Here is a 25,063-nt window from a genome sequence, read left to right as displayed (position 1 = left end):
ACGGCGGGTGCGGCGTCGGCCCGTCGGGGCGTACCGGATCAGGCCAGCGCGGCCTCGGCGTCCAGGGTGACGGCCGCGGCGTGCATTACCGCAGCGATCCGCAGCGTCTCGTGCACCTGCTCCCGGGTGAAGCCGCCGCCGCGCAGCGTCTTCTCGTGCGACTCCAGGCACACCCCGCAGCCGGTGATGGCCGAGACGGCGAGGCACCAGAGCTCGAAGTCGCCCTTGTCCACGCCGGGGCGGGCGATGATCTGCATCCGCAGCCGGGCCGGCATCGAGGCGTAGTGCTCGTCGCCGATGAGGTGCTTGGCCCGGTAGTAGATGTTGTTCATCGCCATGATGGCCGCGGCGCCCTTGGCCGCCTCGACGCCCTCCGGCCCGAGGTGACCCAGCGCCTCGGCGGCGATCTCGCGCAGCACCACGGGGTTACGGGCGGCTACCGCGCAGGCCAGCGCGGTGCCCCAGGCCTGCACCGGGGTCAGCGTGGAGGCGCCGACGGTGGAGCCCAGGTTGAGCTTGATGTCCTTGGCGTACTCGGGCAGGGCGGCCTTGATCGCGTCCAGACCCATGGTCAGACCCCGGCGCTGGCGAGGAGCGCGTTGGCGTCGAGGGTCTCGCCGCCTCTGTTCCAGTTGCAGGGGCACAGCTCGTCGGTCTGCAGCGCGTCGAGCACCCGCAGCACCTCGGAGACGTTGCGGCCGACCGAGCCGGCGGTGACCATGGCGAACTGGATCTCGTTGTTCGGGTCGACGATGAACGTCGCCCGCTGGGCCACGCCGTCCTCGCCGAGCACGCCGCAGGCGGCGGCCAGTTCGCGCTTAATGTCGCTGAGCATCGGAAAGGGCAGGTCCCGCAGGTCCGGGTGGTCCTTGCGCCACGCGTAGGGGACGAACTCGTTGTCCACCGACGCCCCCAGGACCTGGGCGTCCCGGTCGGCGAACTCGCCGTTGAGCCGGCCGAACTCGGCGATCTCCGTGGGGCAGATGAAGGTGAAGTCCTTCGGCCAGAAGAAGACCACCCGCCACCTGCCCTCGTGGGACTTGTGGTCGATCGTCTCGAACGCCCTGTCGGCGTCGAGCGACACGCAGGCGGTGAGTTCGTACTCGGGGAAGCGGTCACCGACAGTGAGCAAAGGTCCTCCTTGAGAGCGGCACAGATGGCCGAAACTGGATCGGTTCAAGATACTTCCGTAGAAGTGTTTCCGCCGGTGAGCAGCCATGCGACCTGTGAAGTCGATCACGAGGCTGCGGAACGCGCCCGCGTCGAACGGAGATCGAGAGACGACAACCCTGTGTCACCATCCCGTCATGTGGATTGTTCCTCCCAAAAACAGGGGTGGGGTGGCAGAGTGGGATCGTGACCAGCACCGCCCTGATTATTGCGACCTAGCGCGCCGGCCGTCCCCTCCGCCGAGCGCGCAGACCTCCCGCATCCGCGGGGGGTCTTTTTGTTGCTCCCAGAAAGGTTCCTGATGACGTTCCAGGTCTTCGACACGACGTTGCGCGACGGCGCCCAGCGCGAAGGGCTCACCTACTCGGTCGTCGACAAGCTGGCCGTGGCCCGGCTGCTCGACGAGTTCGGTGTCGGCTTCATCGAGGGCGGCTGGCCGGGTGCGGTGCCCAAGGACACCGAGTTCTTCCGCCGGGCACAAACCGAACTCGACCTGCGGCACGCCGTGCTTGTCGCGTTCGGTGCCACCCGCAAGGCCGGCGTCGCGGTCGCCGACGACCCCCAGGTGCGCGGCCTGCTGGACGCCCAGACCCCGGCGGTGGCGCTGGTCGCCAAGGCCGACATCCGCCACGTCGAGCGGGCGCTGCGCACCACCGGCGCGGAGAACCTGGCCATGATCCACGACACCGTCACCCACCTCGTGGGCGAGGGCCGACGCGTCTTCGTCGACGGCGAGCACTTCTTCGACGGCTACCGCCACGACCCGGCGTACGGCACGGCCGTGGTGCAGACCGCGCTGGCCGCCGGTGCCGAGCGGATGGTCCTCTGTGACACCAACGGCGGCATGCTGCCCTCCCAGGTGACCGCCGCGATCGTCGACCTGACCCAACGGCTCGGCGTCGACGCCGCGCTGTTCGGCATGCACGCGCAGAACGACACCGCCTGCGCCGTGGCCAACACGATCGCCGCCGTGGAGGCGGGCGTCCGCCACGTGCAGGGCACCGCCAACGGGTACGGCGAGCGCCCCGGCAACGCCGACATCTTCGCGGTGGTCGCCAACCTCCAACTCAAGCTGGGCATGCCCGTCCTACCGGAGGGCTGCCTGGCACAGATGGTGCGGGTCTCGCACGCCATCGCCGAGATCGCCAACATCGCCCCCGACACCCACCAGGCGTACGCCGGGGCCGCCGCCTTCGCCCACAAGGCGGGGCTGCACGCGAGCGCGATCAAGGTCGACCCGTTGCTCTACAACCACGTGGACCCGTCCGTGGTGGGCAACGACATGCGGATCCTGATAACCGAGATGGCCGGCCGGGCCAGCGTCGAGCTCAAGAGTCGCGAGCTGGGTCTGGACCTGGCCGGCCGTCCGGAGGCCCTGACCCGGGTCACCAACCGGGTCAAGGAGTTGGAGGCGGGCGGGTGGTCCTTCGAGGCCGCGGACGCCTCGTTCGAGCTGCTCGTCCGCTCGGAGCTGCCGGAGGGCCGACCGGCCCGGCCGTTCACCCTGGAGTCGTACCGGGTGCTGGTCGAGCACCGCGAGGACGGGGCGGTCGTCTCCGAGGCCACCGTCAAGATCCGGGTACGCGGCGAGCGGGTGATCGCCACCGCCGAGGGCAACGGCCCGGTCAACGCCCTCGATGAGGCGTTGCGGGTCGGCCTCGCCCGGCACTATCCGCAGCTGCGCGGGTTCGAGCTGGCCGACTACAAGGTGCGCATCCTGGAGGGCAGCCACGGCACCGGCGCCATCACCCGGGTGCTGCTGGAGACCGCCGACGACAGCGGCCGGGACTGGACCACGGTCGGCGTACACCCCAACGTGGTCGAAGCGAGCTGGCACGCCCTGGTCGACGCCCTCACCTACGGCCTGGCCCCCACGCCCGTGTAGCCCACGCGGACGGGTGCGGGTCAGGGGGTGGGGAGGGTGAGGGTGGCGAGGACGGGGCGGTGGTCGGTGTGGGGAAGGGCGTACACGTTCACCGAACGGACCGCGATGCGGCGGTCGACCAGCACGTGGTCGATGGTGACCGGCGGGATGAGGTCGCCGTCGTACGGGCCCCACGTGCCGGTCAGTCCCTGCCCGCTGGCGTCGGCGGCGTCGACGTAACCGGTGCGCAGCAGCGCCCGCAACGGGCTGTGGTCGAGGGTGGCGTTGAAGTCCCCGGCGAGGATCCGTAAGCCACCGTCCGGGGTGGCCGGTGGTTGGGCCTGCAGGTCGGTACGCCAGAAGCCGACCTGGTCCAGCGCGTACGGCGCCGAGGGGTGCGCGGACTCGACGCGTACCGGTGGGGAGCCGGGGACGGCCAGTGTGCCGTACGCCTGGCTGAAGCCCCACCCGCCGAGGTTGTGCCGGATGCCGGCGTCGGCGATGGGCCACCGCGAGTAGAGCCCGGAGCCGGGCGTGCCGATCTGTGGGTTGAGCTGCCGGTGGGGCAGCAACTCGTCGAGACCGAGTCGGTCCAGGGCGGCCTGCGCGTCCGGGGTGAACTCCTGCACGACGAGCACGTCCACCCGGTGCTGCCGGACGAGCGCGACCAGCGTCGCCGGGTCGGCGGCACCGGCGAGCAGGTTGGCGGTGAGCAGCCGTACGGTCGGCCCGCCCGCCGTGGGTTGTCCGGAGGCGACCGCCCGCGGTGCGACCACGCCCAGCAGCGCCACCGCGGCCAGTGCCGCGACCGCCGCCGGCCACCACCGCCGCAGGGCGAGCGTCAGGACCAGCGCCAACAGGCTCCAGCCTGCGACGTACGGCGTGAAGGCGAGCGCCTGCACCAGCGGCCCCCGGTCCAGACCGGTCAGCCGGACGGTCGCCCAGGCGGTCGTCGGCGCAACGGCCAGCCAGCAGAGCACGGTGCCGATCCGAGCGGCGCGGTGTCGGATCGGCACGGGCGCGGAGTCGACGATCACGGCGGCCAGCCTAGTTGGTGGCCGGGGAGGGGTGACCGACCATGCTTCGCGAGAGGGAGGCGGCCCGCGTTCAGCGGATGGTGCGCACGCTCACCGGTGCCGTCCGCTCCACCGGTCAGATCCGTGAGACCGACCTGCCCGCGGGGTTCCCCCGTTCTCGGTCCGGCAACCTCGAGCAGAATCTGCGGCTGGTGGAGCAGGTGACGACCATCGCCTCTGCTGGGGCTGAGCCCGGGGCAGGTGGCGCTGGCCGGCGACGCCGGTCACCCGCCGACGTCGCGATCGAGGGCTGACACCATTGGTCCTCCATGGTCTGAGGACGGCGCAGCGCGTTTCGTGAATGGTAATACGCTCACGTTTCACAATTGCCTGACAGTAGGCCGACAGTTCGAATATACGAGATCAACTATTGACGCCCGGCTTTTTCCAGTGCTACGTTCCATCTGGTCCAAAGCGACGCAACTCTGAGTAGTTACAGCAGCTCAGGGTGGATGGAGATCGTAGGAAGTCGGTCTACGAACTACCGGCGAGATGCCCGGTCCCCATTGTTGTCGTCTACCTATTTCAGGCAGTCATCCGACCCGCGGGGCGGGGCGGTCGAATTCGCACGGTCACACAAGGGGGACCTGTCATGAGCTCATTCTTCCGACGTAAGGCGGCGGCGGTCACGTTCGCCGCTCTGGCGCTCAGTCTGGCCGGCGGGGGCATCGCTCTCGCCCAGCCGGCGGCGAAGGCGCCGCAGGACGCCGTCCAGCCGGCGGCACGCGCCACGAACTCCCAGCCGCCGGTCACCGCCGAGTCGGCGCGCAAGGCGAAGGCCGCGCTGAAGGCGGGTGCGGCCACCACGCTGGTGGCCACCGAGGCCTTCACCGTCGTCAACGCCAACGGCACCAAGGCGCGCGGCACCGGTACGGTGATCAAGTACGGTGTCGGCCAGTACGAGGTGCAGTTCAGCTACACGGTCTCGACCGGCGCCTACCTGGCCACCATCTCCCGGTCCGAGTCCCAGTTCATCCCGCCGCCCGGCGAGGTCTCGGTCGCCCCGCGGCTGAACACGCCCAACGCGGTCTTCATCCAGACCCGCAACTCGGCCGGAACCCCGGCCGACCTGGGCTTCACCCTGCTCACCCACACGTTCTGACCGAACCGACGTCCGGCCCCCGCGCCTCCCGCGCGGGGGCCGGACCCGGTTTCGCCCTCCGCCCCGGGCGGCGACGCCCACCACCGTGCATCACTCGGACCCTGTCGTGCCCCGCTGGTCGGCTTCTGCCGGTCGTCACCCGTCCGGGCGGCTCGTCCCCATCCGGCCCACAACCGACCGGTCCGGTGCCGACAATCCGACGTTTGCCGGGCTGTGGCCCGGGAAGCAAGCACCGTGACGGACATCTCGGACACCCTGGCCAGCATGCCCAGCTCGGTCGATCCCGAGCCGACGGGCGTCGAGCTGGAACAGACCCTCTTCGAGGTCAAACGCGTGATCGTCGGGCAGGATCGGCTCGTCGAACGCCTGCTCACCGCCCTGGTCGCCAACGGGCACTGCCTCCTTGAGGGTGTGCCCGGCGTGGCCAAGACACTGGCTGCGCAGACCCTCGCCACCGTGGTCGGCGGCACCTTCTCCCGGATCCAGTTCACTCCGGACCTGGTCCCCTCCGACATCGTCGGTACCCGGATCTACCGGGCCTCCCAGGAGGCCTTCGACATCGAACTCGGCCCGATCATGGCCAACCTGGTGCTGGCCGACGAGATCAACCGGGCACCGGCCAAGGTCCAGTCGGCGCTGCTGGAGGCGATGGCCGAGCGGCAGGTCTCCATCGGTGGACGCAGCTGGCCGGTCCCGTCGCCGTTCCTGGTGCTGGCCACCCAGAACCCGATCGAGTCCGAGGGGGTCTACCAGCTACCGGAGGCGCAGCGCGACCGGTTCCTGATGAAGGTGGTCGTGGACTACCCGAGCGACGCCGACGAACTCGCCATCCTCTACCGCATGAGCACCGACCGGCCCAGCCCTCGCCGCGTGCTCGACGCGCAACGGTTGCTGGACCTCCAGGGCCGGGCGGAGCGGGTCTTCGTCCACCACGCGTTGGCCGAGTACGTGGTCCGGCTCATCCTCGCCACCCGTGATCCGGCCCGGTTCGGGCTGCCGGAGATCGCACCACTGCTCGCGTACGGGGCCAGCCCACGGGCCACCCTCGGCCTCGTCGCGGCTGCCCGGGCACAGGCGCTGCTGCGCGGACGGGAGTACGTGCTGCCCGAGGACGTCCGGGAACTGGCAGTGGACGTCCTCGCCCACCGGCTGGTGCTCTCCTTCGACGCCGTGGCCGACGGGGTGTCGGCCGAGAGCCTGGTCCGTCGGCTGGTGGAGGCGGTACCGCCACCCCGGCTGGCCAGCGGACACCCGCAGCAGACCCAGGACCTGGCGGCGGCATGAGGCGCACGAGCACCGCGCCGGCCGACCCCGGTCTGGCCGAGCTGGCCCCGGACCAGCGGCTGCGCCGCCTGGAGCTGACGGTCAGCCGCCGGCTCAACGGGCTGCTGCACGGCCAGTACCGCGGTCTGCTGCCCGGACCGGGCAGCGAGCCCGCCGGCAGTCGGGAGTACCGCCCGGGCGAGGACGAGGTCCGCCGGATGGACTGGGCGGTGACCGCCCGCACCGCCGTGCCGCACGTCCGGCAGGTCGACGCCGACCGTGAACTGACCACCTGGCTGCTGGTCGACGCCAGCGCCAGCATGGAGTTCGGCACCGCCGAGCTGGACAAACGGGAGCTGGCGGTCGCCGCTGTCGCCGCGATCGGCTTCCTGACCGCCGGCGTCGGCAACCGGCTCGGAGCAGAGGTGCTGCGCGCCGACGGGGTACGTCGCTTTCCCGCCCGCAGCGGACGTACCCATCTGCTGGGTCTGCTCCGCGCGCTGTTGGCAGCCCCGCGCGCCACCGCTCCCGGCGATCGACGCGGGTCGGGGCCGATCGGGGCGTCCGTCGACCCGCTGGAACTGAGCGACGGGCTGGCCGCGCTGAACCGGGTCGCCAACCGGCGCGGGCTGGTCGTGGTGGTCTCCGACTTCCTCGACGGCCTGCCCGACGACCCCGACGAGCCGCCGCCCTGGGAGCGGACCCTGCGCCGGTTGGGCGCCCGCCACCAGGTGCTGGCGATCGAGGTGACCGACCCGCGCGAGTGGGAGTTGCCAGACGTCGGCCTCATCACGGTGGTCGACCCGGAGACCGGCCGCCGCCGGGAGGTGTGCACATCGGACCGTCGGCTCCGGGAGCGGTTCGCCGCGGCCGCCGCCGCCCAGCGCGACCAGGTCCACCAGGCGCTGCGACGTAGTGCGGCCACCCACCTGGCGCTGCGTACCGACCGGGACTGGAGCGCGGACATCGTCCGGCACGTGCACGCCCAGCGCCGACTGGCCGCCGCGCCGGCCGGAGCCGGTCGGGGAGGTGCCGCGTGAGCTGGCAGTCGCCGCTACGACTCTGGCTGCTGATCGGAGTGCTCGCCCTGGTCGTCGCGTACCTGGTGATGCAGCGTGGCCGCAGTCGGTACGCGGTCCGCTTCACCAACCTGCGGCTGCTCGACCGGGTGGCCCCGGAGCGGCCGGCCTGGCGTCGGCACGTACCGGCCGGGTTGTTCCTGGCCATGCTGGCGCTGCTCGTGGTCGGCTTCGCCCGGCCCACCGCCGAGGTCCGGGTGCCTCGGGAACGCGCCACGGTGATGGTGGCGGTGGACGTGTCCACCTCCATGCTCGCCACCGACGTGGACCCGGACCGGCTGGCCGCGGCCAAGCAGGCGGCCCGGCGCTTCGCCGAGAGCCTGCCCGACGAGTTCAACGTGGGTCTCGTCGCGTTCGCCGGCAGCGCGGCCGTACTGGTGCCGCCAGGCACGGACCGGGACGCCCTGGACGAGGGGATCGGCCGGCTCGTCGAGGGGGCGACCGGGGTGCAGGGCACCGCCATCGGCGAGGCCATCAACACCTCACTCGGCGCGATCAAGGGTCTGGACAGCCAGGCCGCGAAGGAACCTCCGCCGGCCCGGATCATCCTGCTCTCCGACGGGGCGAACACCTCGGGGATGGACCCGATGGAGGCGGCGGCCGACGCCGTGGCGGCGAAGGTGCCGGTGCATGCCATCTCCTTCGGCACCCCGTCCGGGTTCGTGGACCGGGGCGGGCGGCCGATTCAGGTGCCGGTCGACGGGCAGACCCTCAAGGCGGTCGCCGACGAGACCGGCGGGATGTTCCACGAGGCCGGCAGCAGCGAGGAGTTGCGGGCCGTCTACGACGACATCGGCAGCTCGGTCGGCTACCGCAAGGAGCGGCAGGACGTGTCGGCCCGGTTCATCGGCCTCGGGTTGGTCTTCGCGATGGGTGCCGCCGCCGGCTCGCTGCGCTGGTTCTCCCGACTGCCCTGACCCGCCCTGCAAAGGACTTCGACCGGAAGGAGTACGCATGGCAGTGCAGACCGGACTGGGCGAACCGCGCGGTCCCTGGTTCGTCTCGCCGGACCTCGACCCGGACGGGCGCGGGTGGTGGGACGCGCCCGGCCCCGGCCGGGGCCCGGGCGGACGGCGGCCGGGTCGGCTGCTCGCCGCGCTGGCCGTGGTGGCGCTCTCCACCGTCTCCGGCGCCGTGGCCGGTGGCGTGGTGGCCAGCCGGGACGGTGCCCCGAAGCCGGCGGCGGCGTCTGCCGCCCCGGCGCCGGCGGAGCTGGTGACCGCCGCCCAGCGGACCGTGCCCGGAGTGGTGTCGGTGCTTGCCGGCGGCGCGAACGGTGGGTCCGCGACGGGCTCCGGCTTCGCCGTGGACGACCAGCAGCACCTCATCACCAACGATCACATCCTGGCCAAGGGTGGTGGCGGCCCGGTGACGGTGGAAATGCCGGACGGCCGCCGGTTCGCCGCCGAGGTGGTCGGCCGGGAACCGCGCAGCGACCTCGCGGTGCTGAAGGTGCCGGCGTCGGCCGGGCTCACCCCCCTGCCGCTGGCGAAGCCGGGCGCGACGCGGGTCGGTGAGCCGGTGCTCGCGGTGGGCTCGCCGCTCGGCCTGTCCGGGACGGTCACCGCGGGCATCGTGAGCGCGTTGGACCGCCAGGTGCGGTTGGGCAACAACCGGCACACCGCCGTGCAGACCGACGCCTCCATCAATCCCGGGAACTCGGGCGGGCCGCTGGTCAACGCGCGCGGAGAGGTGGTCGGGGTGAACACCGCGATCGCCACCATCGACGGCAGCGGTTCGATCGGCATCGGCTTCGCCATTCCGATCGAACAGGTGCAGCAGACCGCCGACACGATCATCGGCAAGGGCGGCTGAGCTGCCCGGACGGCCCGAAACCCGTCCTCCAGTGTCGGATATCCGGCCGGAGGGCATCGGGCCATGGAAATATTACGTTCGATGTGAATACTGGCGGAGGTGGAGCGTCCTCTTCTCGCGGTCCTCCTGCTGGTGGGCCTGGTCATCGGATGTGCAGTGGGGTCGGCGTACACCCGGGCGCGACGCGGGTGGAGCGACTACCAGACCGTCAAGAAATCGGTGCCGGGCGCCCGTCGGGGCGCCTGGTCGCTGATCCGCGGGGTCGCCGTGAAGGCCGGGGTGATCGCGCTGCTGATCTTCGGCGCAATGGCGTACGCGGCGGTCGGCTCCGACGAGGAGGTCGCCGGCCCGGCGCCCAGCCCGTCGGCGACGCAGGGTGAACCGCCGCACCGGTGATTCCGGAGGCGCGGGTGCGGGTTAGCCTCGGTGCGTGGACGACGGACTGCGGGTGACCGACCGGTGGGTCGTCCCCGCCGGTGAGTTGCGGGAGCGTTTCTCCCGCTCGTCCGGGCCGGGTGGGCAGGGCGTGAACACCGCCGACTCCCGGGTGGAGCTGAGCTACGACCTGGCCAACTCGCCGGCCGTGCCGGAGTCGGTCCGGTCGCGGGCGCTGGCCCGGCTGGCCAACCGTCTGGTGGACGGGGTGTTGACGATCGCGGCCAGCGAGCACCGGGCGCAGCTCGCCAACCGGGAGGCCGCCCGCGAGCGGATGCTGGCGTTGCTGCGGGAGGCCGCGTCGCCTCCGCCTCCGCCGCGCCGGCCGACCCGGCCGTCCCGCGGGGCCAAGGAGCGCCGGCTGGCCGAGAAGAAGCGTCAGTCCCAGCGCAAGCGCGACCGCCGCACCGACGGCGAGTAGCGGTCCTTCAGGCGGGTGCGGCTGCGAGCAGCCGGTCGCGCAGTACGGCAGCCCGGTCGGCGAACCCGCGCTGGGCGACGGCGTACTCCGCCCGCCCCTCCGGCGTCTCCACCCGTACCGGAGGGTGACCGAGCGCCGCCAGGTCGTACGGGCTGGCCCGCATGTCCAGGGTCCGGATCTCCCGGGTCAGCGCGAAGCAGTCCGCGACGAGCTCCGAGGGCACCAGTGGCGACAGCTTGTACGCCCATTTGTACACATCCATGTTGGCGTGCAGGCAGCCCGGTTGCTCGTTCGCGTGCTGGGTCTCCCGGGTGGGGCTCAGCAGGTTCAACGGCCGGGCCGGCGGCGTGAAGAACCGGAACGCGTCGAAGTGGCTGCACCGTACGCCCCGCTCCTCGACGACCTCGGCGGTCCGCTCCGGGGTCAACCGCAACGGCCAGGCATTGTGTCGCAGCTCCTCGTGGGTCTGCCGGTAGACCATCGCCCACTCGTGCATCCCGAAGCAGCCGAAGTGCGGCGCCCGCCCGGCGGTGGCCGCCAGCAGCGAACGGATCCAACCGATCGACTCGCCGCGCCGCGCGCGTACCGCCTCGGTGTCGAGGGTGATTCCGGCGGTGGTGGCGCGGTAGTCCCGGCCGAACTCGGCCGGATCCGCGCCGCGCAGCTCCACCCCGGCGCCCGGGTGCCAGCGGCGCAGCTGGGCCGGACGGTGCGAGTAGTAGGTGAACAGGAAGTCGGCCACCGGGTGCCGCTCGCCGCGCCGCCGGCGGGCCAGGTGCGGTGTCAGCCAGACGTCCACCCGCTCCTCGTGGGCCCGACGGCGGGCCTGCCAGTCCGCCACGTCGAGCACGGCGGGGGCGAGGGCGGCGGTCACGGACCCCAGGGTACGACCGCCGCCCGCCCGCCGGTCAGGGCATGTCCACCCGCACGCCGGCGGAGAACACACCGCTGCGCAGCTCCAACTGCCGGGGCGGGTCCTGCCCGTCGACGCTGAAGACCAACGGCAGCACCACCCGGCTGCCCGCCGCCATCGGGTCGGCGAAGACGTCCCGACCCAGGTTGGCCGCCCTGGTGGCCGACTCGTCGGTGCTCACCCAGCGCCCTCCGGGCAGGTAGGCCCGCTGCAGCTGACCGTGCCAGGGCTGGTGCTCGCCGGTGATGTTGCGCACGCCCACGGTGGCCTGGCAGCGTCGACCGGTGGCCGGGGCCGCACCACCGTCGCCCGGTCGGGCCGAACCGGCCGCGCCGCACGACATCCGGTACACGGTGAACTCGAACGCCGACTCGCGCAGCGGCATCCCCACCGGCCCGGAGACCCCGGTGCCCATCCACGCGCCGCTGGTCGGCTGCTTCTGGGTGTCGATGGCCGCGACCCGTCGGGTCGCCGTCCAGCCTGCCGCGCCGAGCACCCCGGCCAGCATCACCACGGCCGCCCCCACCAGCAACCAGACCGGCGGGGTACGCCGCCGCCTCGCCGGGGCCGGTGCCGCCGGCCGAGGATAGATCGTTCCGCGTCCGTCGTCGGGTCCGTCGCCGGTGGCCAGGGCGGCGGCCGTCACCCGACGCCCGCGCCGCTGTCGCCAGACCAGGATCAGCCCGGCGATGACCACCAGCAGGACGGCCAGACCCGCCAGGAGGACAGGCGTCCGCCGCCAGGCCGGCGCGGCGTTGATCTCGGCGGCGGATGTCGCCGCCCCCTGCCAGGTCGCCGTGGCGCAGTCGTACGGCCGGTTGCCGTCACTGGTGAACGCGCAGGCCGGCGCGGTCAGCGTCTGGCCGGGCGCGGTCGCGGCGAGCGCGGTACCCAGCGTGGTGGTGCTACGGGCGGGCAGCCTCAACCGCCAGGTCACCTCGGCGGCGGAACCGCCGGCGCGGGTGGACTGGCCGCCGGCGCTGATCGAGGTGACCGACGAGCCGGGTGGCAGCTCCTGGCGCACCGTCGTGTCGACCGGCGAGTTGCCGACGTTGCGCACGTGGATCCGGTAGCGCGGTGCCGGACTGCCCTCCGGAGCCACCGCCACCGTGACCGGCGGCGGGGGTGTCGACGCCGGCACCCGGGAGGGTGGCGCCACCGCCGGCGGCGCCGAGGGTGGAGTGGGCGCCGCGGTCCCGGCGGGCACCCGCGCCGCGACCACCACCGGTGCTGGCGTGCTGGCGACCGGTGGCGGCGTGGCCCCCGCCGGTGCGGGCGTGGCGGCCGGTGGTCGTGGCGTGGCGTCTGGTCGTGGCGTGGCGGTTGGTCGTGGCGTGACGGTTGGTTGTGGCGTGACGACCGGTGGTCGTGGCGCGGCCGCCGCCTCCGGGGCCGCCGCCGGCAGGGCCGGCACGGCGGCGAGGATGCCCAGGCAGTGCACGAACGCTGCGAGGGCTCTGTGGTGTCGTGTCGATGCAGGCATACGAACGAACCTCCGGAGCCGACGCTAGGGGCGCGCTCCCTCCGTGCGGGTACGAAGTCGCGAACCCCGCCCGTGCCGTCGCCACCTCGGGTAGGGTGCCGCCGCGATGACGGGTTGAGCACACCCGGCGACCGGTCCTGGCCGGTAGGCCCGTCGGCGGAGCTAGATTGACCGGGTGCGTATCGCTCGTTTCGCTCATGCCAAGGGAATGTCGTTCGGGGTCGTCGAGGGCGAGCCGGAGGCCGGGCCGCAGGGCCTGACCATCGCCGAGATCGAGGGCCACCCGTTCGGCCAACTGTCCTTCAGCGGGGCCCGCTGGGCCCTGCCCGACGTTCGACTGCTCTCGCCGATCCTGCCCAGCAAGGTGGTCTGCGTCGGTCGCAACTACGCCGACCACGCCGCCGAGCACGGCAACGAGGTGCCCAAGGAGCCGTTGCTCTTCCTCAAGCCGTCCACCTCGGTGATCGGTCCCCGCGACGCCATCCGGCTGCCGGTCTTCTCCAAGCAGGTCGAGCACGAGGCGGAGTTGGCGGTGGTGATCGGGGCGCCGGGGGCGCGCCGGGCCGACCGGGCCGCAGCCGAACGTGCCATCTTCGGCTACACCTGCGCCAACGACGTCACCGCGCGCGACCTCCAGCGCTCGGACGGGCAGTGGACCCGGGCCAAGGGCTTCGACTCGTTCTGCCCGATCGGTCCGTGGATCACCACCGGACTGGACGTCTCCGACCTGGAGATCCGGTGTGAGGTCGGCCGCAACCCCGACGACATGGAGGTACGCCAGCTCGGCCGGACGAAGGACATGGTCTTCGACGTGCCCGGCCTGGTGTCGTACATCTCGCACGTGATGACCCTGCTGCCCGGTGACGTGGTGCTCACCGGCACTCCGGCGGGGGTTAGCCCGCTCACCGAGGGGGATACCGTCACCGTGCGGATCGAGGGCATCGGCGAGCTCAGCAACACCGTGGTCCCCGTCGCCTGATCCGTCCGATGCCCCCCTTTCCGCAGCTCACGAGTGGTTCGGGGGGATCGGATTTGGCCTGCCGGCACCGGGAGGGTAAAGTTCACTCCCGGCGCCGCAAGGGGCCAATGGGGTATGGGGTAATTGGCAGCCCGACTGATTCTGGTTCAGTTAGTCTAGGTTCGAGTCCTGGTACCCCAGCGCAGCTGGGATTCGTGAGAATCCTCAGACGCTGGATTCTGACGGAGTTCGACTCCGCCCCTTCGGGGGCGGAGGGCGGTCTCTGGCAGAGTGCAGCTCCTCCGTCCGCAGGGATGGGGGAGCAGAACTAGTTCTGGCCCCGTCGTCTAGTGGCCCAGGACGCCGCCCTCTCAAGGCGGTAGCGCCGGTTCGAATCCGGTCGGGGCTACATCTGTGTACAGCCCGTCTCACCTGGTGAGGCGGGCTGTTTCGTGTCCTGTCCCCGCTGCGTGCCCTGCCTCCGCTGCGTGCCCTGCCCCCGCTTCGTGTACGGCCCAGCGCCGGCACCCCGTCTCCGACCCCTGCCCGCGGTGCCGCTAGACTACAACCGCACCGCTCGCGAGGGCGGTGAAGCAGGAAAGTTCTGGCCCCGTCGTCTAGTGGCCCAGGACGCCGCCCTCTCAAGGCGGTAGCGCCGGTTCGAATCCGGTCGGGGCTACAACCAAAGGCTCGTCTCGCCAAGCGAGACGAGCCTTTCCGCACCCACCCCTCGCCCTCCGGGCCCCCATCCCTCGCCCTCAGGACCCCCGGCCCCCGCCCCCTCTCGCTCCGGTGATCATGAAGTTGGGGGCGCGACACGCCGATGCGGGTGACGATAACTTCATGATCACCGGGGCGGGGAGCGGCAGGGCCGAGGTTGGAAGGGCGGCAGGGGCGGGGTCGGGAGGGGGTCGGGGGTCAGAGGCCGGAGAGGCGTTGGCCGGCTCTTACCACGGCCATGGCGTGGCGCTCGCCGGGGCGGCGGCCCAGGCGCTCTATCGGGCCGGAGATGCTGACTGAGGCGATCACCCGGCCGGTGCGGTCGCGGATCGGGGCGGAGACGCTCGCCACGCCGGCCTCGCGTTCGGCGACGCTCTGTGCCCAGCCTCGTCGGCGCACCTCGGCCAGGGTGCGGCCGGTGAACTTGCTGCGCGGCAGCAGCGGCATCACCGCCTCCGGCGGCTCCCACGCGAGCAGGATCTGGGCCGCCGATCCGGCGGTCATCGGCAGCACCGAGCCGACCGGCACCGTGTCCCGCAGGCCGCTGGCGCGCTCCGCAGCGGCCACGCAGATCCGCTCGTCGGCGCGGCGCAGGTAGAGCTGCGCGCTCTCGCCGGTGGCGTCCCGAAGTGCGGCCAGCAATGGCTCGGCGGCGGTCAGGAGGACGTCCGGAGCGGCGTTGGCCAGCTCGCCCAGCCGGGGGCCGGGGCGCCAGCGGCCCTGGGTGTCCCGCACCAGCATCCGATGGATCTCCAGGGCCTGTGCCAGCCGGTGTGCGGTGGCCCGCGGCAGCTTCGTACGGTCAACGAGTTCGGCCAGGCTGGCGCCGTCCACGCAGGCGGCCAGGATGACCACCGCCTTGTCGAGAACGCCGACACCGCTCATACTGTGTCCCACAAGCCGAAACTTACCTCCCAAACTTTAGGATGTCCAGATGGTGGGAGTCACTCCTGAGCCGAGGACCCTGGCCGAGAAGGTCTGGGACGCGCACGTCGTACGGTCCGTCGCTGGTGAGCCGGACCTTCTCTTCATCGACCTGCACCTGCTGCACGAGGTGACCAGCCCGCAGGCGTTCGACGGGCTCCGGCTCGCCGGGCGCCGGGTGCGCCGCACCGACCTGACGCTCGCGACCGAGGACCACAACACCCCGACCGGGTACGCGGACCCGGCGTTCCGGCTCCGCCGTGGCGACCTGCTCACCATCGAGGACCCCACCTCGCGTACGCAGATCGAGACGCTGCGCCGCAACTGCGCCGAGTTCGGCGTGCGGCTGCACCCCCTCGGCGACGACAACCAGGGCATCGTGCACGTGATCGGCCCGCAGCTCGGGCTCACCCAGCCGGGGCTGACCATCGTCTGCGGCGACTCGCACACCGCCACCCACGGTGCTTTCGGCGCGCTCGCCTTCGGTATCGGCACCAGCGAGGTGGAGCACGTGCTGGCCACCCAGACGCTTCCGCAGAGCCGGCCGAGGACGATGGCCGTGACCGTCACCGGCCAGCTCGCCCCCGGCGTCACCGCCAAGGACCTGGTGCTCGCGCTGATCACCCAGGTCGGCACCGGTGGTGGTCGCGGGCACATCGTCGAGTACCGCGGCGAAGCCATCCGGAACCTCTCCATGGAGGGGCGGATGACGATCGCCAACATGTCGATCGAGTGGGGCGCCAAGGCCGGCATGATCGCGCCGGACGAGACGACCTTCGCGTACCTCAAGGGTCGGCCGAACGCGCCGCAGGGCGCGGACTGGGACGCGGCGGTTGCCTGGTGGCGGACGCTGCCCACCGACGAGGGCGCGCGCTTCGACGCCGAGGTGACCCTGGACGCCAGCCGGGTCACGCCGTTCGTCACCTGGGGCACCAACCCCGGGCAGGGCGCGCCGCTGAGTGCGCCGGTGCCGGACCCGGAGGAGTTCGTCACCGACTCGGAGCGCGCCGCGGCCCGCCGCGCGCTGGAGTACATGGACCTGCGCCCCGGGACCCCGTTGCGCGAGCTGCCCATCGACGTGGTCTTCGTGGGTTCCTGCACCAACGGCCGGCTGGAGGACCTTCGGGCCGCCGCCGACGTGCTGCGCGGCCACCGGGTCGCCGACGGGGTCCGGATGCTCGTGGTGCCCGGCTCCGCAGCCGTCCGGGAGGCCGCCGAGGCCGAGGGGCTGGACAAGGTCTTCGCCGACGCCGGCGCCGAGTGGCGGTTCGCCGGCTGCTCGATGTGCCTGGGAATGAACCCCGACACGCTGAAGCCGGGCGAGCGCTCCGCCTCCACGTCCAACCGTAACTTCGAGGGCCGTCAGGGCCGGGGTGGGCGTACCCACCTGGTCTCCCCGCCGGTCGCCGCCGCCACCGCCGTGGTCGGTCGGCTGGCCGCCCCCGCCGACCTGTAGAAGGGACCTGAGGAGATGGAGTCGTTCACCACCCACACCGGGACGGCCGTACCGCTACGTCGTTCCAATGTGGATACCGATCAGATCATCCCGGCCGTGTACCTCAAGCGGGTGACCCGGACCGGTTTCGCCGACGGGCTGTTCAACGCCTGGCGGGAAGATCCAGCATTCGTGCTCAACGATCAATCGTATTCTGGCGCGTCGATCCTTCTCGCCGGCCCGGAGTTCGGCACCGGCTCCTCCCGTGAGCACGCCGTCTGGGCCTTGCGGGACTGGGGCTTCCGGGCGGTCGTGGCCCCGCGCTTCGGCGACATCTTTCGCGGCAACGCTCTCAAGGAGGGTCTGCTGCCGGTCGAGTTGGAATTGAAAGCCGTCGAAGAGCTGTGGGACCTGGTGGAGACCGATCCCCGCACCCCGATCACTGTCGACCTGACCGCCCGTCAGCTGCGGGCCGGGGATGCCACCTGGTCGTTCCCACTCGACGACTTCAGCAGATGGCGGTTGCTGGAGGGCCTGGACGACATTGGACTCACCCTCCGGCACGCCGCCGACATCGACGCCTACGAGACGCGCCGACTGCCGTTCCTGCCCGCGGTGGCATAGCCGTACGCCCGATCGCACACGGTATTCCGCCCCCACCGGTCCTGCCGGTGGGGGCGAATCCGTTACGACACAAGGGCTTTTTTCCACCGAATGTTTGTGTCCCGGCAGCACAGGGCATACCGTGCGCGCAGAATGGCTCGCGACGAGTCAGTTGCACAATCGGGAGGAAGTCGTGAACAAGGCCGAGCTCATCGAGGCGCTCGCCGTTCGCCTGGGGGACCGGAAGACGGCGACGAACGCCCTCGAGGCGGTCCTCACCGAGGTCCAGGCGGCGGTCACCAAGGGCGAGAAGGTGGCGATCACCGGATTCGGAGCGTTCGAAAAGCGTGTGCGTGGCGCGCGAACAGCGCGCAACCCGCGTACCGGCGAGGCGGTGAAGGTCAAGAAGACGTCCGTGCCGACCTTCCGCCCGGGCGCCGGGTTCAAGGAGATGGTGGCCAGCGGCAAGGTGCCGAAGGCCGCGGCGGCGACGAAGAAGACCGCCACCGCAACCGCCACGGCGGCCAAGACCGCCGGCACCAAGGCCGCCGGCACCAAGGCCGCCGGCACCAAGGCCACAGCCAGCAAGAAGACCGCCCCGGCCAAGGCGAGCAAGACCACCACGGCGGCGAAGAGCACCACGGCGACCAAGACGGCCGCCAGCAAGAAGACCGCCCCGGCCAAGGCGAGCAAGAGCACCACGGCGACCAAGACGGCCGCCAGCAAGAAGACCGCCCCGGCGAAGAAGAGCGCCACGGCGACCAGGTCGACCGCGGCGAAGAAGACCACCGCGGCGGCGAGCAAGAGCACCGCGGCGGCGAGCAAGAGCACCGCGGCGGCGAGCAAGAGCACCGCGAGCAAGAGCACGGCGAGCAAGAGCACGGCGGCCAAGAAGGCCCCGGCCAAGAAGGCGGCCAGCAAGCGCTGATCGACCCTCGCAGAAAGGGCGTCCACCCTCGCGGTGGGCGCCCTTTCGGCATGGCCGAGCGTTGACCGGGCTGACGTGCACGCGCAGAATCGCCGTGCCGGCCTCTCTGCCGGCCTGCCGACGGGAAGAGGGCGCCGGTGCGCAACCGCCAGCTCACCACCGGATGGCTCGCGCTGGGCGTCATCCTGGTCATCGACGTGTTGCGGGTGTGGCTGCCCGGCATCATCACCATCTTCGGCCAGGCCGCCTCCACTCCGGCCGAGCTGATGGGCGCCTTCGCTCTCGGCTGGTTCCTGCTCGCGTTGGCCGCACCGGCGCTGGTCCGTCGGGTCGGCGCTCGCCCGATCGCCGTCGTCGCGGCCGTCGTGCTGGCCGCCGCCCGGCTCGCGCTCACCGCCACTCCCGGCGGGCGCCCACAGCTCTGGTTGGCCACCGCCGGGCTGCTCGCCGGGTTGGTCTGGCTCGTCGCCGTCGCCGCAGACACCGACCGGCCGGTGCCGGGGTTGGCGCTGGGGCTGGGGCTCACCGCAGCCGTACACGCGCTGCTGGACACCTACGACCTGGTCTGGCGCAGCGACTGGGTGGCCTGGCTGCTCAGCGCCATCGCGGTGGTGCTGTTCCTGCTCGGGACGGCGCTGCCCACCGGTCCGGCCGGCCCCGGCGGCACCCGCGCCTGGCTGCTGGCCGGGCCGGCGCTGCTACTGGCCGGCATGGTGGCACTCGCTCCGGCGCTGGCCCGGACCGGAACCTCGTACCTGGTCGCCGGGGACGGTGTGGCCCGCTCGCCGCTGTCAGGGCTGGCCCCGGTGCCGGTGGCGGTCGCCGGATTTCTGCTGACCGCGCTGACCGGCCGGCCCCGGCGGTGGGGCCGGGTGCTGGGACCGACGTCGTTGCTGGCCGGTGCGCTGCTGTTCGCGCTCGACCGGGGCGACCTGCTCGTTCCGGCCGCCCTGCTCGCCGCCGTGGGTCTCGGCGCATGCCTGGCCCTCACCGGCAGCGCCGGCAGCGCCGGCAGCGCCGGCAACCCGGGCAGCGTCGGGAGTGTGGGCAGCGCGCGCTGGGGTGGTCGTCGGGGCTACGCGGTCGCTGCCGGCATGGTCGTCTTCGCGCTGGGTGCCGTCGCCTACTACTCGGCCTACGACCTCGGCTATCCCAATGGCGCGGTGCCGGTGGTGGTCGCCGTGCTGGTCGCCGTCGTGGCCGTCGCCGCGCGTCCCGCCGACCGCTTCGCGACGGCGCCACTGCCGCCGGTACGGACCACCGCCGTGGTCGCCGCTCTGGCCCTGCTGGCGCCGGTGGTCGCCGACGACGTGCCGGTGGCCACCAACCGGGACGGGCCGCCCGGGCGGCTGACCGTGGTGGCGTACAACATCCGGATGGGCTTCGGCCTGGACGGCCGTTTCGACCCGGACGGGCTGGCCGACGCGGTCGGCCGACAGCGGCCCGACGTGGTGCTGCTCAGCGAGGTGGACCGGGGCTGGCTGCTCAACGGCGGCCACGACACCCTGGACCTGCTGGCCGACCGGCTCGGCATGCCGTACGTCTTCGGGCCGGCCGCCGACCCGGTCTGGGGCGACGCCGTGCTCAGTCGCTGGCCGATGACCGATCCGCGGACCCTGCCGCTGCCCGCCGTCGGGGCGCCCACCGGCGCGCAGGCCCTCGCCGTCACCCTCGACCTGAGCGAGGGTGTCACCGTCGCCGTCGTCAGCACCCATCTGCAGCCACCGCCCGGCCGCGGCCCGGTGGTCCAGGCCCGTGCGGTCGCGGACTTCGCCATCGGGTACGCCGACGGGCGGCCGCTGATGGTGGCCGGCGACCTGAACACGGAGCCGGGCGACGAGGCGTTCGGGACGTTCACCAACGCCGGTCTGGTCGACGCGTTGGCGGCCGCCCGACCGCTGGCGACCAGCCCGGCAGACGATCCGCGCCAGCAGATCGACCACGTCCTCGTCTCGCCCGGCCTGACCGCCACCGGCCCGGTCGCGCCGCGCGGCACGGCCAGCGACCACCTGCCGGTGGCGGTCACCCTCACCCTGCCGTCCGGCTGAGCCGGATCCCGGGTGGACCACGAGGGTGCCGGCCGTACGCAGGCGGCCGTTACAGGCGGTCGGCGGCGAACAGCCGGTCGGCGGTGAAGGCGAGCAGCCACCCGCCGCCCTTCGCAGTGGTGAAATCCTCGTCGCCGCGGCCGGTCAGTCGCTCCAGCGCGCCCGGCAGCACCTTGCCCTGGCTGCACACCGCCATCTGCCCGCCGGCGCCGGCCAGCTCCAGGAGCCGGGCCGCGGTCGCGAGGACCCGCTCGTCGTGCTGCTGGCCCGGCTGCGGCTCGTCCAGGTCGCCGCAGATCTCGATGGGCAGGTCGAGCAGCGCGGCAGCCGGGTCCAGGGTCTGTACGCAGCGGCGCGGCGACGCCGACACCAGCCGGTCCGGCCGGACCAGTGCCACCAGCCCCGCCAACGCGTGCGCCTGGGCCCACCCCTCGGCGTCCAGCGGCCGACCGGTGTCCGGGCCGCTCCAGGTGGCCCGTTTGCCGGCGTGCGCGTGCCGGACCAATGCGATCGTCGACGTCACCGGTGGCAGGGCGGCGAACGCGGCCAACACCTCGGCGTCGTGCGGGTAGCTGACCAGCCGGATCGCGTCGTCCACGGCCAGCCAGCGCGTGTCGTCCACCTCGGTGCCGGGCTGGAAACCGCCGGCGGCCACCGCGAGCATCGACCAGTAGTCGACCAGTTTCGGCTGACCCTCGCTGCGGTAGCGCACCGACGGCAGGCGCACCTGCGGCACCCCCCGGACGTCGGACTCCTCGGCCACCTCGCGCACCGCCGCGGCCAACGGATGCTCGCCCGGCTCGAGTCTGCCCTTCGGCAGCGTCCAGTCCCCGTAGCGCGGGCGGTGCACCACACAGACCTGCACGCCGTCGGCGGAGGGCCGCCAGGCCACCCCGCCGGCCGCCCGGATGCCGGTCACGGTAGCCAACTGGTCCGCCGTCGCCGGGTGGCCCGATGCCAGGCGGCCGGGAACCGGCTCCGCATCCGGCGTACGGTCTCGCGTTCCCGCTCGGCCAGCCGCCCGGCGGTGACCGACAGGTCGTGGTCGTCGGGTCGCTCGGCGGCGATGGCCAGCCAGGTCTCCGCGGCGACGGCGGCGTCCTGGTGCTCGCCGAGCACGTCCTGCACCCCGGCGAGCGCTTCGGAGAGGCGACGCGCGGCCTTGTCGAGAGCCGGGGCCACCGCGTTGACCGCGTACCGGGCCTGCTTGCCCTCCTTGCGCACGGCGTGCCAGCGCTCGTCGGGCGCCAGGGGGTCGAGCCCGTCGACGCCGTCCGGCCCGGCCAGCCGCCGCCACGGCCGGGCCACCAGCCCGGGCAGGGCTCGCGTCGCCGGCGCTGCCGCCCGGCGGGTGAGCCGGGGGGCGTTGGCTGCCAGCACGAGGGCGTCCACCAGGGCCAGGTAGCGGGCGGTCCGCAGCGTCTCGTCAATGGCGGCGAGCGCCTGCCGCTGCCGCTGGGCGAGCGCCTCGTCGAGCCGGTCCACCGCCCCCGCGCCGAGCGGGCTGAGCGGATCGGCGGTCGCCGTGCGCCGCAGCCGGTCGCGCAGCACCTCGGCGTCACGGGCCGCGCCGAGGACCCCGGCCAGCCAACGCAGTTCGGCGCGCAGCGGTCGGGACCAGGTCTTGCGGACCAGCGGCGCGAAGGTGCGCAGGTCACTGCGCAGCCGCCGGCAGGCCACCCGCATCTGGTGGACGGCGCTGTCGCCCTTGGCTCCGGTGGTGCGCAGCCGGAGCAGCGGGTCATGCGCGAGCAGCCGGCGTACCTCCTTGCGGACCGCTTCGGTCACCACGTCGCCGCCGCTCGGGTCGGCCGGAAGCCCGGCGGGCGCAACCAGGTCCGGTTCGGACTGCGCCGCCGCGCCCAGGGCCCGTACGTGCTTCGGGGTGAAGGACCCGTCCCGTGCGCCGGCCTTGCGCAGCACCGTGCCGACCTGGCCCAGCAGCTTCCGGTCGCCGGCCTTGAGTTCCACCTCCAGTTCCCGGAAGGTGCCGATGGTGGCGCCGGAGTCGTCGAGCACGGTCACCCGGTCGTCCACGACCTCGACGAGCACCGAGCCGCCCTTGTCGCACACCTCGTGAGCGTGCCGGACGGTCCGCAGCACGGTCACCGGCCCCAGCGGCGCCCCCCGGTGCAGGGTGGTGACCAGTTCCACCAGCTCCGGCGGCGGCTGCCTGACCGGCCCTGGCCGGGAGATCTCGTGCCGGACGCCGGGCGTCGAGGTGGGCAGCTTCACCGTCCAGGGCAGCGCATCGCCTCGGCGGTGCCGCAGCGAGGCGCCGGATCGGGCCAGCCGCAGGTCGGCGGTGTCGAGGTAGCGGGCGACCAGCGTCGCCGGCGGCAGCGCCCGGACGCGGCCACCGGCAGGAGCTGTGGCGGACAGGTCCGGCAGCAGGTAGGCGTCGTCCACCTCGAACTTTTGCTCCTCCTCCACCATCAGCTCAGCCTATGCCGCGATCCGGTCAGCCGGCGGTGCCACCGACTCGGCGCAGCAGGAGTTCCTGGAGGTGGACGCGGGCGTCCTCGTCGTCGCTGGTGTGCCGGGTCCAGGTGCCGTCGCCGGCCAACTCGAACGCGTCCACGTCGGGGCCCATCGCCAGGGCCAGCACGTGGTCCAGTTCGGCTCGGGCGATCGGGTCGCTCACCTGCACCAGCGCCTCCACCCGCCGGTCCAGGTTGCGGTGCATCAGATCCGCCGAGCCCATCCAGAACTCGGCCTCGCCGTTGTTGCCGAACCGGAAGACCCGGGAGTGTTCCAGGAAACGGCCGAGGATCGAGCGCACCCGGATGTTCTCCGACAGCCCCGGCACCCCCGGTCGCAGCGTGCACATGCCCCGGATGAGCAGGTCGACGTGCACGCCGGCCTGGGAGGCCCGGTACAGCGCGTCGGTCACGCCCTCGTCGACCAGCGAGTTGACCTTGAACTGCACCAGCCCGGGCATGCCCAGCCGGACGTGCGAGATCTCCCGCTCGATTCGCTCGATCAGGCCGCTCCGGATGCCCTGCGGCGCGACCAGCAACCGCCGGTACGCGGTCTGCCGGCTGTAACCGGTGAGCACGTTGAACAGGTCGGTGAGGTCGGCACCGATCTCCGGGTCGGCGGTGAGGATGCCGAAGTCCTCGTACAGTCGGGCGGTCTTGGGATGGTAGTTGCCGGTGCCGATGTGGCAGTACCGACGGATCTGGTTGCCCTCCTGCCGGACCACCAGCGCGGTCTTGCAGTGCGTCTTCAGGCCGACCAGGCCGTACACCACGTGGCACCCGGCGCGTTCCAGGGTGCGGGCCCAGCCGATGTTGGCCACCTCGTCGAAGCGGGCCTTCACCTCCACCAGCACCACCACCTGCTTGCCGGCGGCGGCCGCGTCGACCAGCGCGTCGACGATCGGGGAGTCGCCGCTGGTCCGGTAGAGGGTCTGCTTGATGGCCAGCACGTTCTCGTCGGCCGCGGCCTGCTCGATGAAGCGTTGCACGCTGGTCGCGAACGAGTGGTACGGGTGGTGGACCAGGATGTCGCCGTCGCGCAGGGTGGAGAAGACGCTGCGCGGCACCTCGCCCTCGGTGAGCCGGGGGTGGGTGGCCGGCACGAACGGCTTGTCCTTGAGATCCGGCCGGTCGGCCTCGCCGTAGACCTGCCAGAGCGCCGACAGGTCGAGCAGCCCGGGCACCCGCAGCACGTCCTGGTCGTCCATGTCCAACTCCCGGACGAGCAGCTCCAGCATGTGGTCCGAGATCGACGCGGCCGCCTCCAGCCGGACCGGCGGGCCGAAACGACGCCGGGCCAGCTCGCGCTCCAGAGCCTGCAGCAGGTCCTCGTCGCGGTCCTCGTCGACCTCCACCTCGGCGTTGCGGGTGACCCGGAACAGGTGGCACTCGACGACCTGCATGCCGCTGAACAGCTGCCCCAGGTGTACCGAGATCAGGTCCTCCACCGGCAGCATCCGCACACCGGGCTGTTCCCGGTCCACCCGCACGAAGCGGGGCACGTTGTTGGGCACCTTCACCCGGGCGAACAGCTCCGAACCGCCGTCCGGGTCGCGGACGGCCACCGCCAGGTTCAACGACCGCCCGGAGATGTACGGGAAGGGGTGCGCCGGGTCCACCGCGAGGGGCGTCAGCACCGGGAAGATGTGCTCCCGGAAATAGGTGCGCAGCCGCTCCCGCTCGGCGTCGCCCAGGTCACTCCAGCGCAGGATGCGGATGCTCTCGTCGGCGAGCTTGGGCAGCACGTCGTCGACGAAGCAGGCGGCGTGCCGGGCGACCAGCTCCGCGGTCCGCTCGGAGATCAGCTCCAGTTGGGTACGCAGGGGCAGCCGGTCCCCGCCGCGTACCGGCAGGCCGGCGGAGAGCCGCCGTTTCAGGCCGGCGATCCGCACCATGAAGAACTCGTCGAGGTTGCTCGCGAAGATGGCCAGGAACTTGGCCCGTTCCAGCAGGGGGGTGCGCTGGTCCTCGGCGAGCGTGAGCACCCGGGCGTTGAAGTCGAGCCAGGAGAGCTCCCGGTTGAGGAACCGGTCCTCCGGCAGTGGCGCCGGCGTCACGGGTTCGTCGTCCGGCTCCGCGACGTTCCGCGGGCCGTCCGGCCGTACCCCACCGGCGGCGGGGCCGTCCGACTCGGTGGGGGGGACGGCGGGATCGAGGACCTCGTCCAGTCCCGAGGAGGCCGCGGCCGGGTCGGTGTCGAGCACGTCGGCGCGGGCGGCGCCAGCGCTCTCGGCCCGGGACGGGCGGAAGCGGCCGTCGGCGCCGCGCGTGCGGGCGCCGTTGAGGGGGTCGGTGGCGGGAGGGCTGGCCGGGTGCTCGCGAGGGGTGCTCACCCGCCCATAATCA

Annotated in this window: 23 protein-coding genes and 3 tRNA genes; 17 read left to right on the top strand and 9 right to left on the bottom strand. The window is 72.5% G+C overall.

Annotated features, from left to right (window positions below):
* Window positions 1-38: 38 nt before the first annotated feature.
* Entirely contained in the window at window positions 39-569 is a 531-nt protein-coding gene (locus ACLJN9_RS20870) for a carboxymuconolactone decarboxylase family protein (protein ID WP_410813128.1), read from the bottom strand.
* A gap of 2 nt (window positions 570-571) precedes the next feature.
* Complete coding sequence (locus ACLJN9_RS20865; protein WP_410813127.1) at window positions 572-1,132, bottom strand: peroxiredoxin; 561 nt, start codon at window positions 1,130-1,132, stop codon at window positions 572-574.
* A 339-nt stretch (window positions 1,133-1,471) separates the two neighbouring features.
* Here ACLJN9_RS20865 and cimA point away from each other — a divergent pair, with 339 nt between their 5' ends.
* Window positions 1,472-3,055 carry a citramalate synthase gene (gene cimA, locus ACLJN9_RS20860; protein WP_410813126.1) on the top strand — a complete coding sequence of 528 codons (1,584 nt, stop codon included), beginning with the start codon at window positions 1,472-1,474 and terminating at the stop codon, window positions 3,053-3,055.
* A gap of 20 nt (window positions 3,056-3,075) precedes the next feature.
* Here the strand turns inward: cimA and ACLJN9_RS20855 are convergent, their stop codons facing one another.
* Window positions 3,076-4,014: an endonuclease/exonuclease/phosphatase family protein gene (locus tag ACLJN9_RS20855; RefSeq protein ID WP_410813320.1), complete on the bottom strand. Its 939-nt coding sequence runs from the start codon at window positions 4,012-4,014 to the stop codon at window positions 3,076-3,078.
* A gap of 98 nt (window positions 4,015-4,112) precedes the next feature.
* Between ACLJN9_RS20855 and ACLJN9_RS20850 the strand changes: the two genes are divergently transcribed.
* The 8 genes from ACLJN9_RS20850 to arfB all read left to right on the top strand — a co-directional run bounded on the left by ACLJN9_RS20850 (window position 4,113) and on the right by arfB (window position 10,225).
* On the top strand, window positions 4,113-4,364 hold the full coding sequence (locus tag ACLJN9_RS20850; RefSeq protein ID WP_410813125.1) for a hypothetical protein: 252 nt from the start codon (window positions 4,113-4,115) through the stop codon (window positions 4,362-4,364).
* Window positions 4,365-4,702: 338 nt separating this feature from the next.
* Window positions 4,703-5,212: a hypothetical protein gene (locus tag ACLJN9_RS20845; RefSeq protein ID WP_410813124.1), complete on the top strand. Its 510-nt coding sequence runs from the start codon at window positions 4,703-4,705 to the stop codon at window positions 5,210-5,212.
* 234 nt (window positions 5,213-5,446) lie between these two features.
* Entirely contained in the window at window positions 5,447-6,496 is a 1,050-nt protein-coding gene (locus tag ACLJN9_RS20840; protein ID WP_410813123.1) for an AAA family ATPase, read from the top strand.
* A complete protein-coding gene (locus tag ACLJN9_RS20835) occupies window positions 6,493-7,515 on the top strand; it encodes a DUF58 domain-containing protein (protein WP_410813122.1) in 1,023 nt (340 codons plus the stop codon). The genes ACLJN9_RS20840 and ACLJN9_RS20835 overlap by 4 nt, the downstream gene beginning before the upstream one ends.
* Window positions 7,512-8,471 carry a VWA domain-containing protein gene (locus ACLJN9_RS20830; RefSeq protein WP_410813121.1) on the top strand — a complete coding sequence of 320 codons (960 nt, stop codon included), beginning with the start codon at window positions 7,512-7,514 and terminating at the stop codon, window positions 8,469-8,471. Before ACLJN9_RS20835 ends, ACLJN9_RS20830 begins: the two co-directional genes overlap by 4 nt.
* 37 nt (window positions 8,472-8,508) lie before the next feature.
* Window positions 8,509-9,369, top strand: coding sequence for a S1C family serine protease (locus ACLJN9_RS20825; RefSeq protein WP_410813120.1), 861 nt, complete (start codon window positions 8,509-8,511; stop codon window positions 9,367-9,369).
* A gap of 99 nt (window positions 9,370-9,468) precedes the next feature.
* Entirely contained in the window at window positions 9,469-9,765 is a 297-nt protein-coding gene (locus tag ACLJN9_RS20820) for a hypothetical protein (protein ID WP_410813119.1), read from the top strand.
* Window positions 9,766-9,799: 34 nt separating this feature from the next.
* Window positions 9,800-10,225 (top strand): alternative ribosome rescue aminoacyl-tRNA hydrolase ArfB, encoded by a 426-nt coding sequence (gene arfB / locus ACLJN9_RS20815; RefSeq protein ID WP_328424414.1) that lies wholly within the window; start codon window positions 9,800-9,802, stop codon window positions 10,223-10,225.
* Between the two features lie 7 nt (window positions 10,226-10,232).
* Here arfB and ACLJN9_RS20810 read toward each other — a convergent pair whose 3' ends face one another.
* Complete coding sequence (locus ACLJN9_RS20810) at window positions 10,233-11,099, bottom strand: 3-methyladenine DNA glycosylase (protein WP_410813118.1); 867 nt, start codon at window positions 11,097-11,099, stop codon at window positions 10,233-10,235.
* A 34-nt stretch (window positions 11,100-11,133) separates the two neighbouring features.
* Window positions 11,134-12,621 (bottom strand): hypothetical protein, encoded by a 1,488-nt coding sequence (locus ACLJN9_RS20805; protein WP_410813117.1) that lies wholly within the window; start codon window positions 12,619-12,621, stop codon window positions 11,134-11,136.
* A 175-nt stretch (window positions 12,622-12,796) separates the two neighbouring features.
* Here ACLJN9_RS20805 and ACLJN9_RS20800 point away from each other — a divergent pair, with 175 nt between their 5' ends.
* The 4 genes from ACLJN9_RS20800 (at window position 12,797) to ACLJN9_RS20785 (ending at window position 14,258) form a co-directional block, all read left to right on the top strand.
* Complete coding sequence (locus ACLJN9_RS20800) at window positions 12,797-13,600, top strand: fumarylacetoacetate hydrolase family protein (RefSeq protein WP_410813116.1); 804 nt, start codon at window positions 12,797-12,799, stop codon at window positions 13,598-13,600.
* Between the two features lie 108 nt (window positions 13,601-13,708).
* Window positions 13,709-13,780: transfer RNA gene (locus ACLJN9_RS20795), tRNA-Gln, on the top strand.
* 135 nt (window positions 13,781-13,915) lie between these two features.
* Window positions 13,916-13,988: transfer RNA gene (locus tag ACLJN9_RS20790), tRNA-Glu, on the top strand.
* A gap of 197 nt (window positions 13,989-14,185) precedes the next feature.
* Window positions 14,186-14,258: transfer RNA gene (locus ACLJN9_RS20785), tRNA-Glu, on the top strand.
* 239 nt (window positions 14,259-14,497) lie between these two features.
* Here the strand turns inward: ACLJN9_RS20785 and ACLJN9_RS20780 are convergent.
* Window positions 14,498-15,184, bottom strand: a complete 687-nt coding sequence (locus tag ACLJN9_RS20780; protein WP_110562481.1) for an IclR family transcriptional regulator — start codon at window positions 15,182-15,184, stop codon at window positions 14,498-14,500.
* A 49-nt stretch (window positions 15,185-15,233) separates the two neighbouring features.
* Between ACLJN9_RS20780 and leuC the strand changes: the two genes are divergently transcribed.
* The 4 genes from leuC to ACLJN9_RS20760 all read left to right on the top strand — a co-directional run bounded on the left by leuC (window position 15,234) and on the right by ACLJN9_RS20760 (window position 20,237).
* The gene (gene leuC / locus ACLJN9_RS20775) at window positions 15,234-16,679 is read left to right on the top strand and encodes a 3-isopropylmalate dehydratase large subunit (RefSeq protein ID WP_410813115.1); all 1,446 of its coding nucleotides are present in this window, start codon (window positions 15,234-15,236) and stop codon (window positions 16,677-16,679) included.
* Between the two features lie 15 nt (window positions 16,680-16,694).
* Entirely contained in the window at window positions 16,695-17,282 is a 588-nt protein-coding gene (gene leuD / locus ACLJN9_RS20770) for a 3-isopropylmalate dehydratase small subunit (protein ID WP_410813114.1), read from the top strand.
* 172 nt (window positions 17,283-17,454) lie between these two features.
* On the top strand, window positions 17,455-18,189 hold the full coding sequence (locus ACLJN9_RS20765; RefSeq protein ID WP_410813113.1) for an HU family DNA-binding protein: 735 nt from the start codon (window positions 17,455-17,457) through the stop codon (window positions 18,187-18,189).
* A 137-nt stretch (window positions 18,190-18,326) separates the two neighbouring features.
* The gene (locus tag ACLJN9_RS20760; RefSeq protein ID WP_410813112.1) at window positions 18,327-20,237 is read left to right on the top strand and encodes an endonuclease/exonuclease/phosphatase family protein; all 1,911 of its coding nucleotides are present in this window, start codon (window positions 18,327-18,329) and stop codon (window positions 20,235-20,237) included.
* A 49-nt stretch (window positions 20,238-20,286) separates the two neighbouring features.
* Here ACLJN9_RS20760 and ACLJN9_RS20755 read toward each other — a convergent pair whose 3' ends face one another.
* From ACLJN9_RS20755 to ACLJN9_RS20745, 3 genes are read right to left on the bottom strand one after another with little or no spacing between them, the layout of a single operon-like run.
* Entirely contained in the window at window positions 20,287-21,165 is an 879-nt protein-coding gene (locus tag ACLJN9_RS20755; RefSeq protein WP_410813111.1) for an NUDIX hydrolase, read from the bottom strand.
* Entirely contained in the window at window positions 21,153-22,673 is a 1,521-nt protein-coding gene (locus ACLJN9_RS20750) for a CHAD domain-containing protein (RefSeq protein ID WP_410813110.1), read from the bottom strand. Before ACLJN9_RS20750 ends, ACLJN9_RS20755 begins: the two co-directional genes overlap by 13 nt.
* A gap of 25 nt (window positions 22,674-22,698) precedes the next feature.
* Window positions 22,699-25,050, bottom strand: coding sequence for an RNA degradosome polyphosphate kinase (locus ACLJN9_RS20745; protein ID WP_410813109.1), 2,352 nt, complete (start codon window positions 25,048-25,050; stop codon window positions 22,699-22,701).
* Window positions 25,051-25,063: the final 13 nt, after the last annotated feature.

Source organism: Micromonospora sp. 067-2, assembly GCF_046549295.1.
Lineage (GTDB): Bacteria > Actinomycetota > Actinomycetes > Mycobacteriales > Micromonosporaceae > Micromonospora.
The sequence above is the reverse complement of the archived record's forward strand: the minus strand, read 5'-3'. Positions and strand labels throughout refer to the sequence as shown.

Bases quoted from the DNA above. Each gene is read 5' to 3' on its own strand.
- ACLJN9_RS20870 (WP_410813128.1), bottom strand. From the start codon at position 569: ATGGGTCTGGACGCGATCAAGGCCGCCCTGCCCGAGTACGCCAAGGAC.
- cimA (WP_410813126.1), top strand. From the start codon at position 1,472: ATGACGTTCCAGGTCTTCGACACGACGTTGCGCGACGGCGCCCAGCGC.
- ACLJN9_RS20850 (WP_410813125.1), top strand. From the start codon at position 4,113: ATGCTTCGCGAGAGGGAGGCGGCCCGCGTTCAGCGGATGGTGCGCACG.
- ACLJN9_RS20845 (WP_410813124.1), top strand. From the start codon at position 4,703: ATGAGCTCATTCTTCCGACGTAAGGCGGCGGCGGTCACGTTCGCCGCT.
- ACLJN9_RS20835 (WP_410813122.1), top strand. From the start codon at position 6,493: ATGAGGCGCACGAGCACCGCGCCGGCCGACCCCGGTCTGGCCGAGCTG.
- ACLJN9_RS20825 (WP_410813120.1), top strand. From the start codon at position 8,509: ATGGCAGTGCAGACCGGACTGGGCGAACCGCGCGGTCCCTGGTTCGTC.
- ACLJN9_RS20805 (WP_410813117.1), bottom strand. From the start codon at position 12,621: ATGCCTGCATCGACACGACACCACAGAGCCCTCGCAGCGTTCGTGCAC.
- ACLJN9_RS20780 (WP_110562481.1), bottom strand. From the start codon at position 15,184: ATGAGCGGTGTCGGCGTTCTCGACAAGGCGGTGGTCATCCTGGCCGCC.
- leuC (WP_410813115.1), top strand. From the start codon at position 15,234: ATGGTGGGAGTCACTCCTGAGCCGAGGACCCTGGCCGAGAAGGTCTGG.
- leuD (WP_410813114.1), top strand. From the start codon at position 16,695: ATGGAGTCGTTCACCACCCACACCGGGACGGCCGTACCGCTACGTCGT.
- ACLJN9_RS20750 (WP_410813110.1), bottom strand. From the start codon at position 22,673: ATGGTGGAGGAGGAGCAAAAGTTCGAGGTGGACGACGCCTACCTGCTG.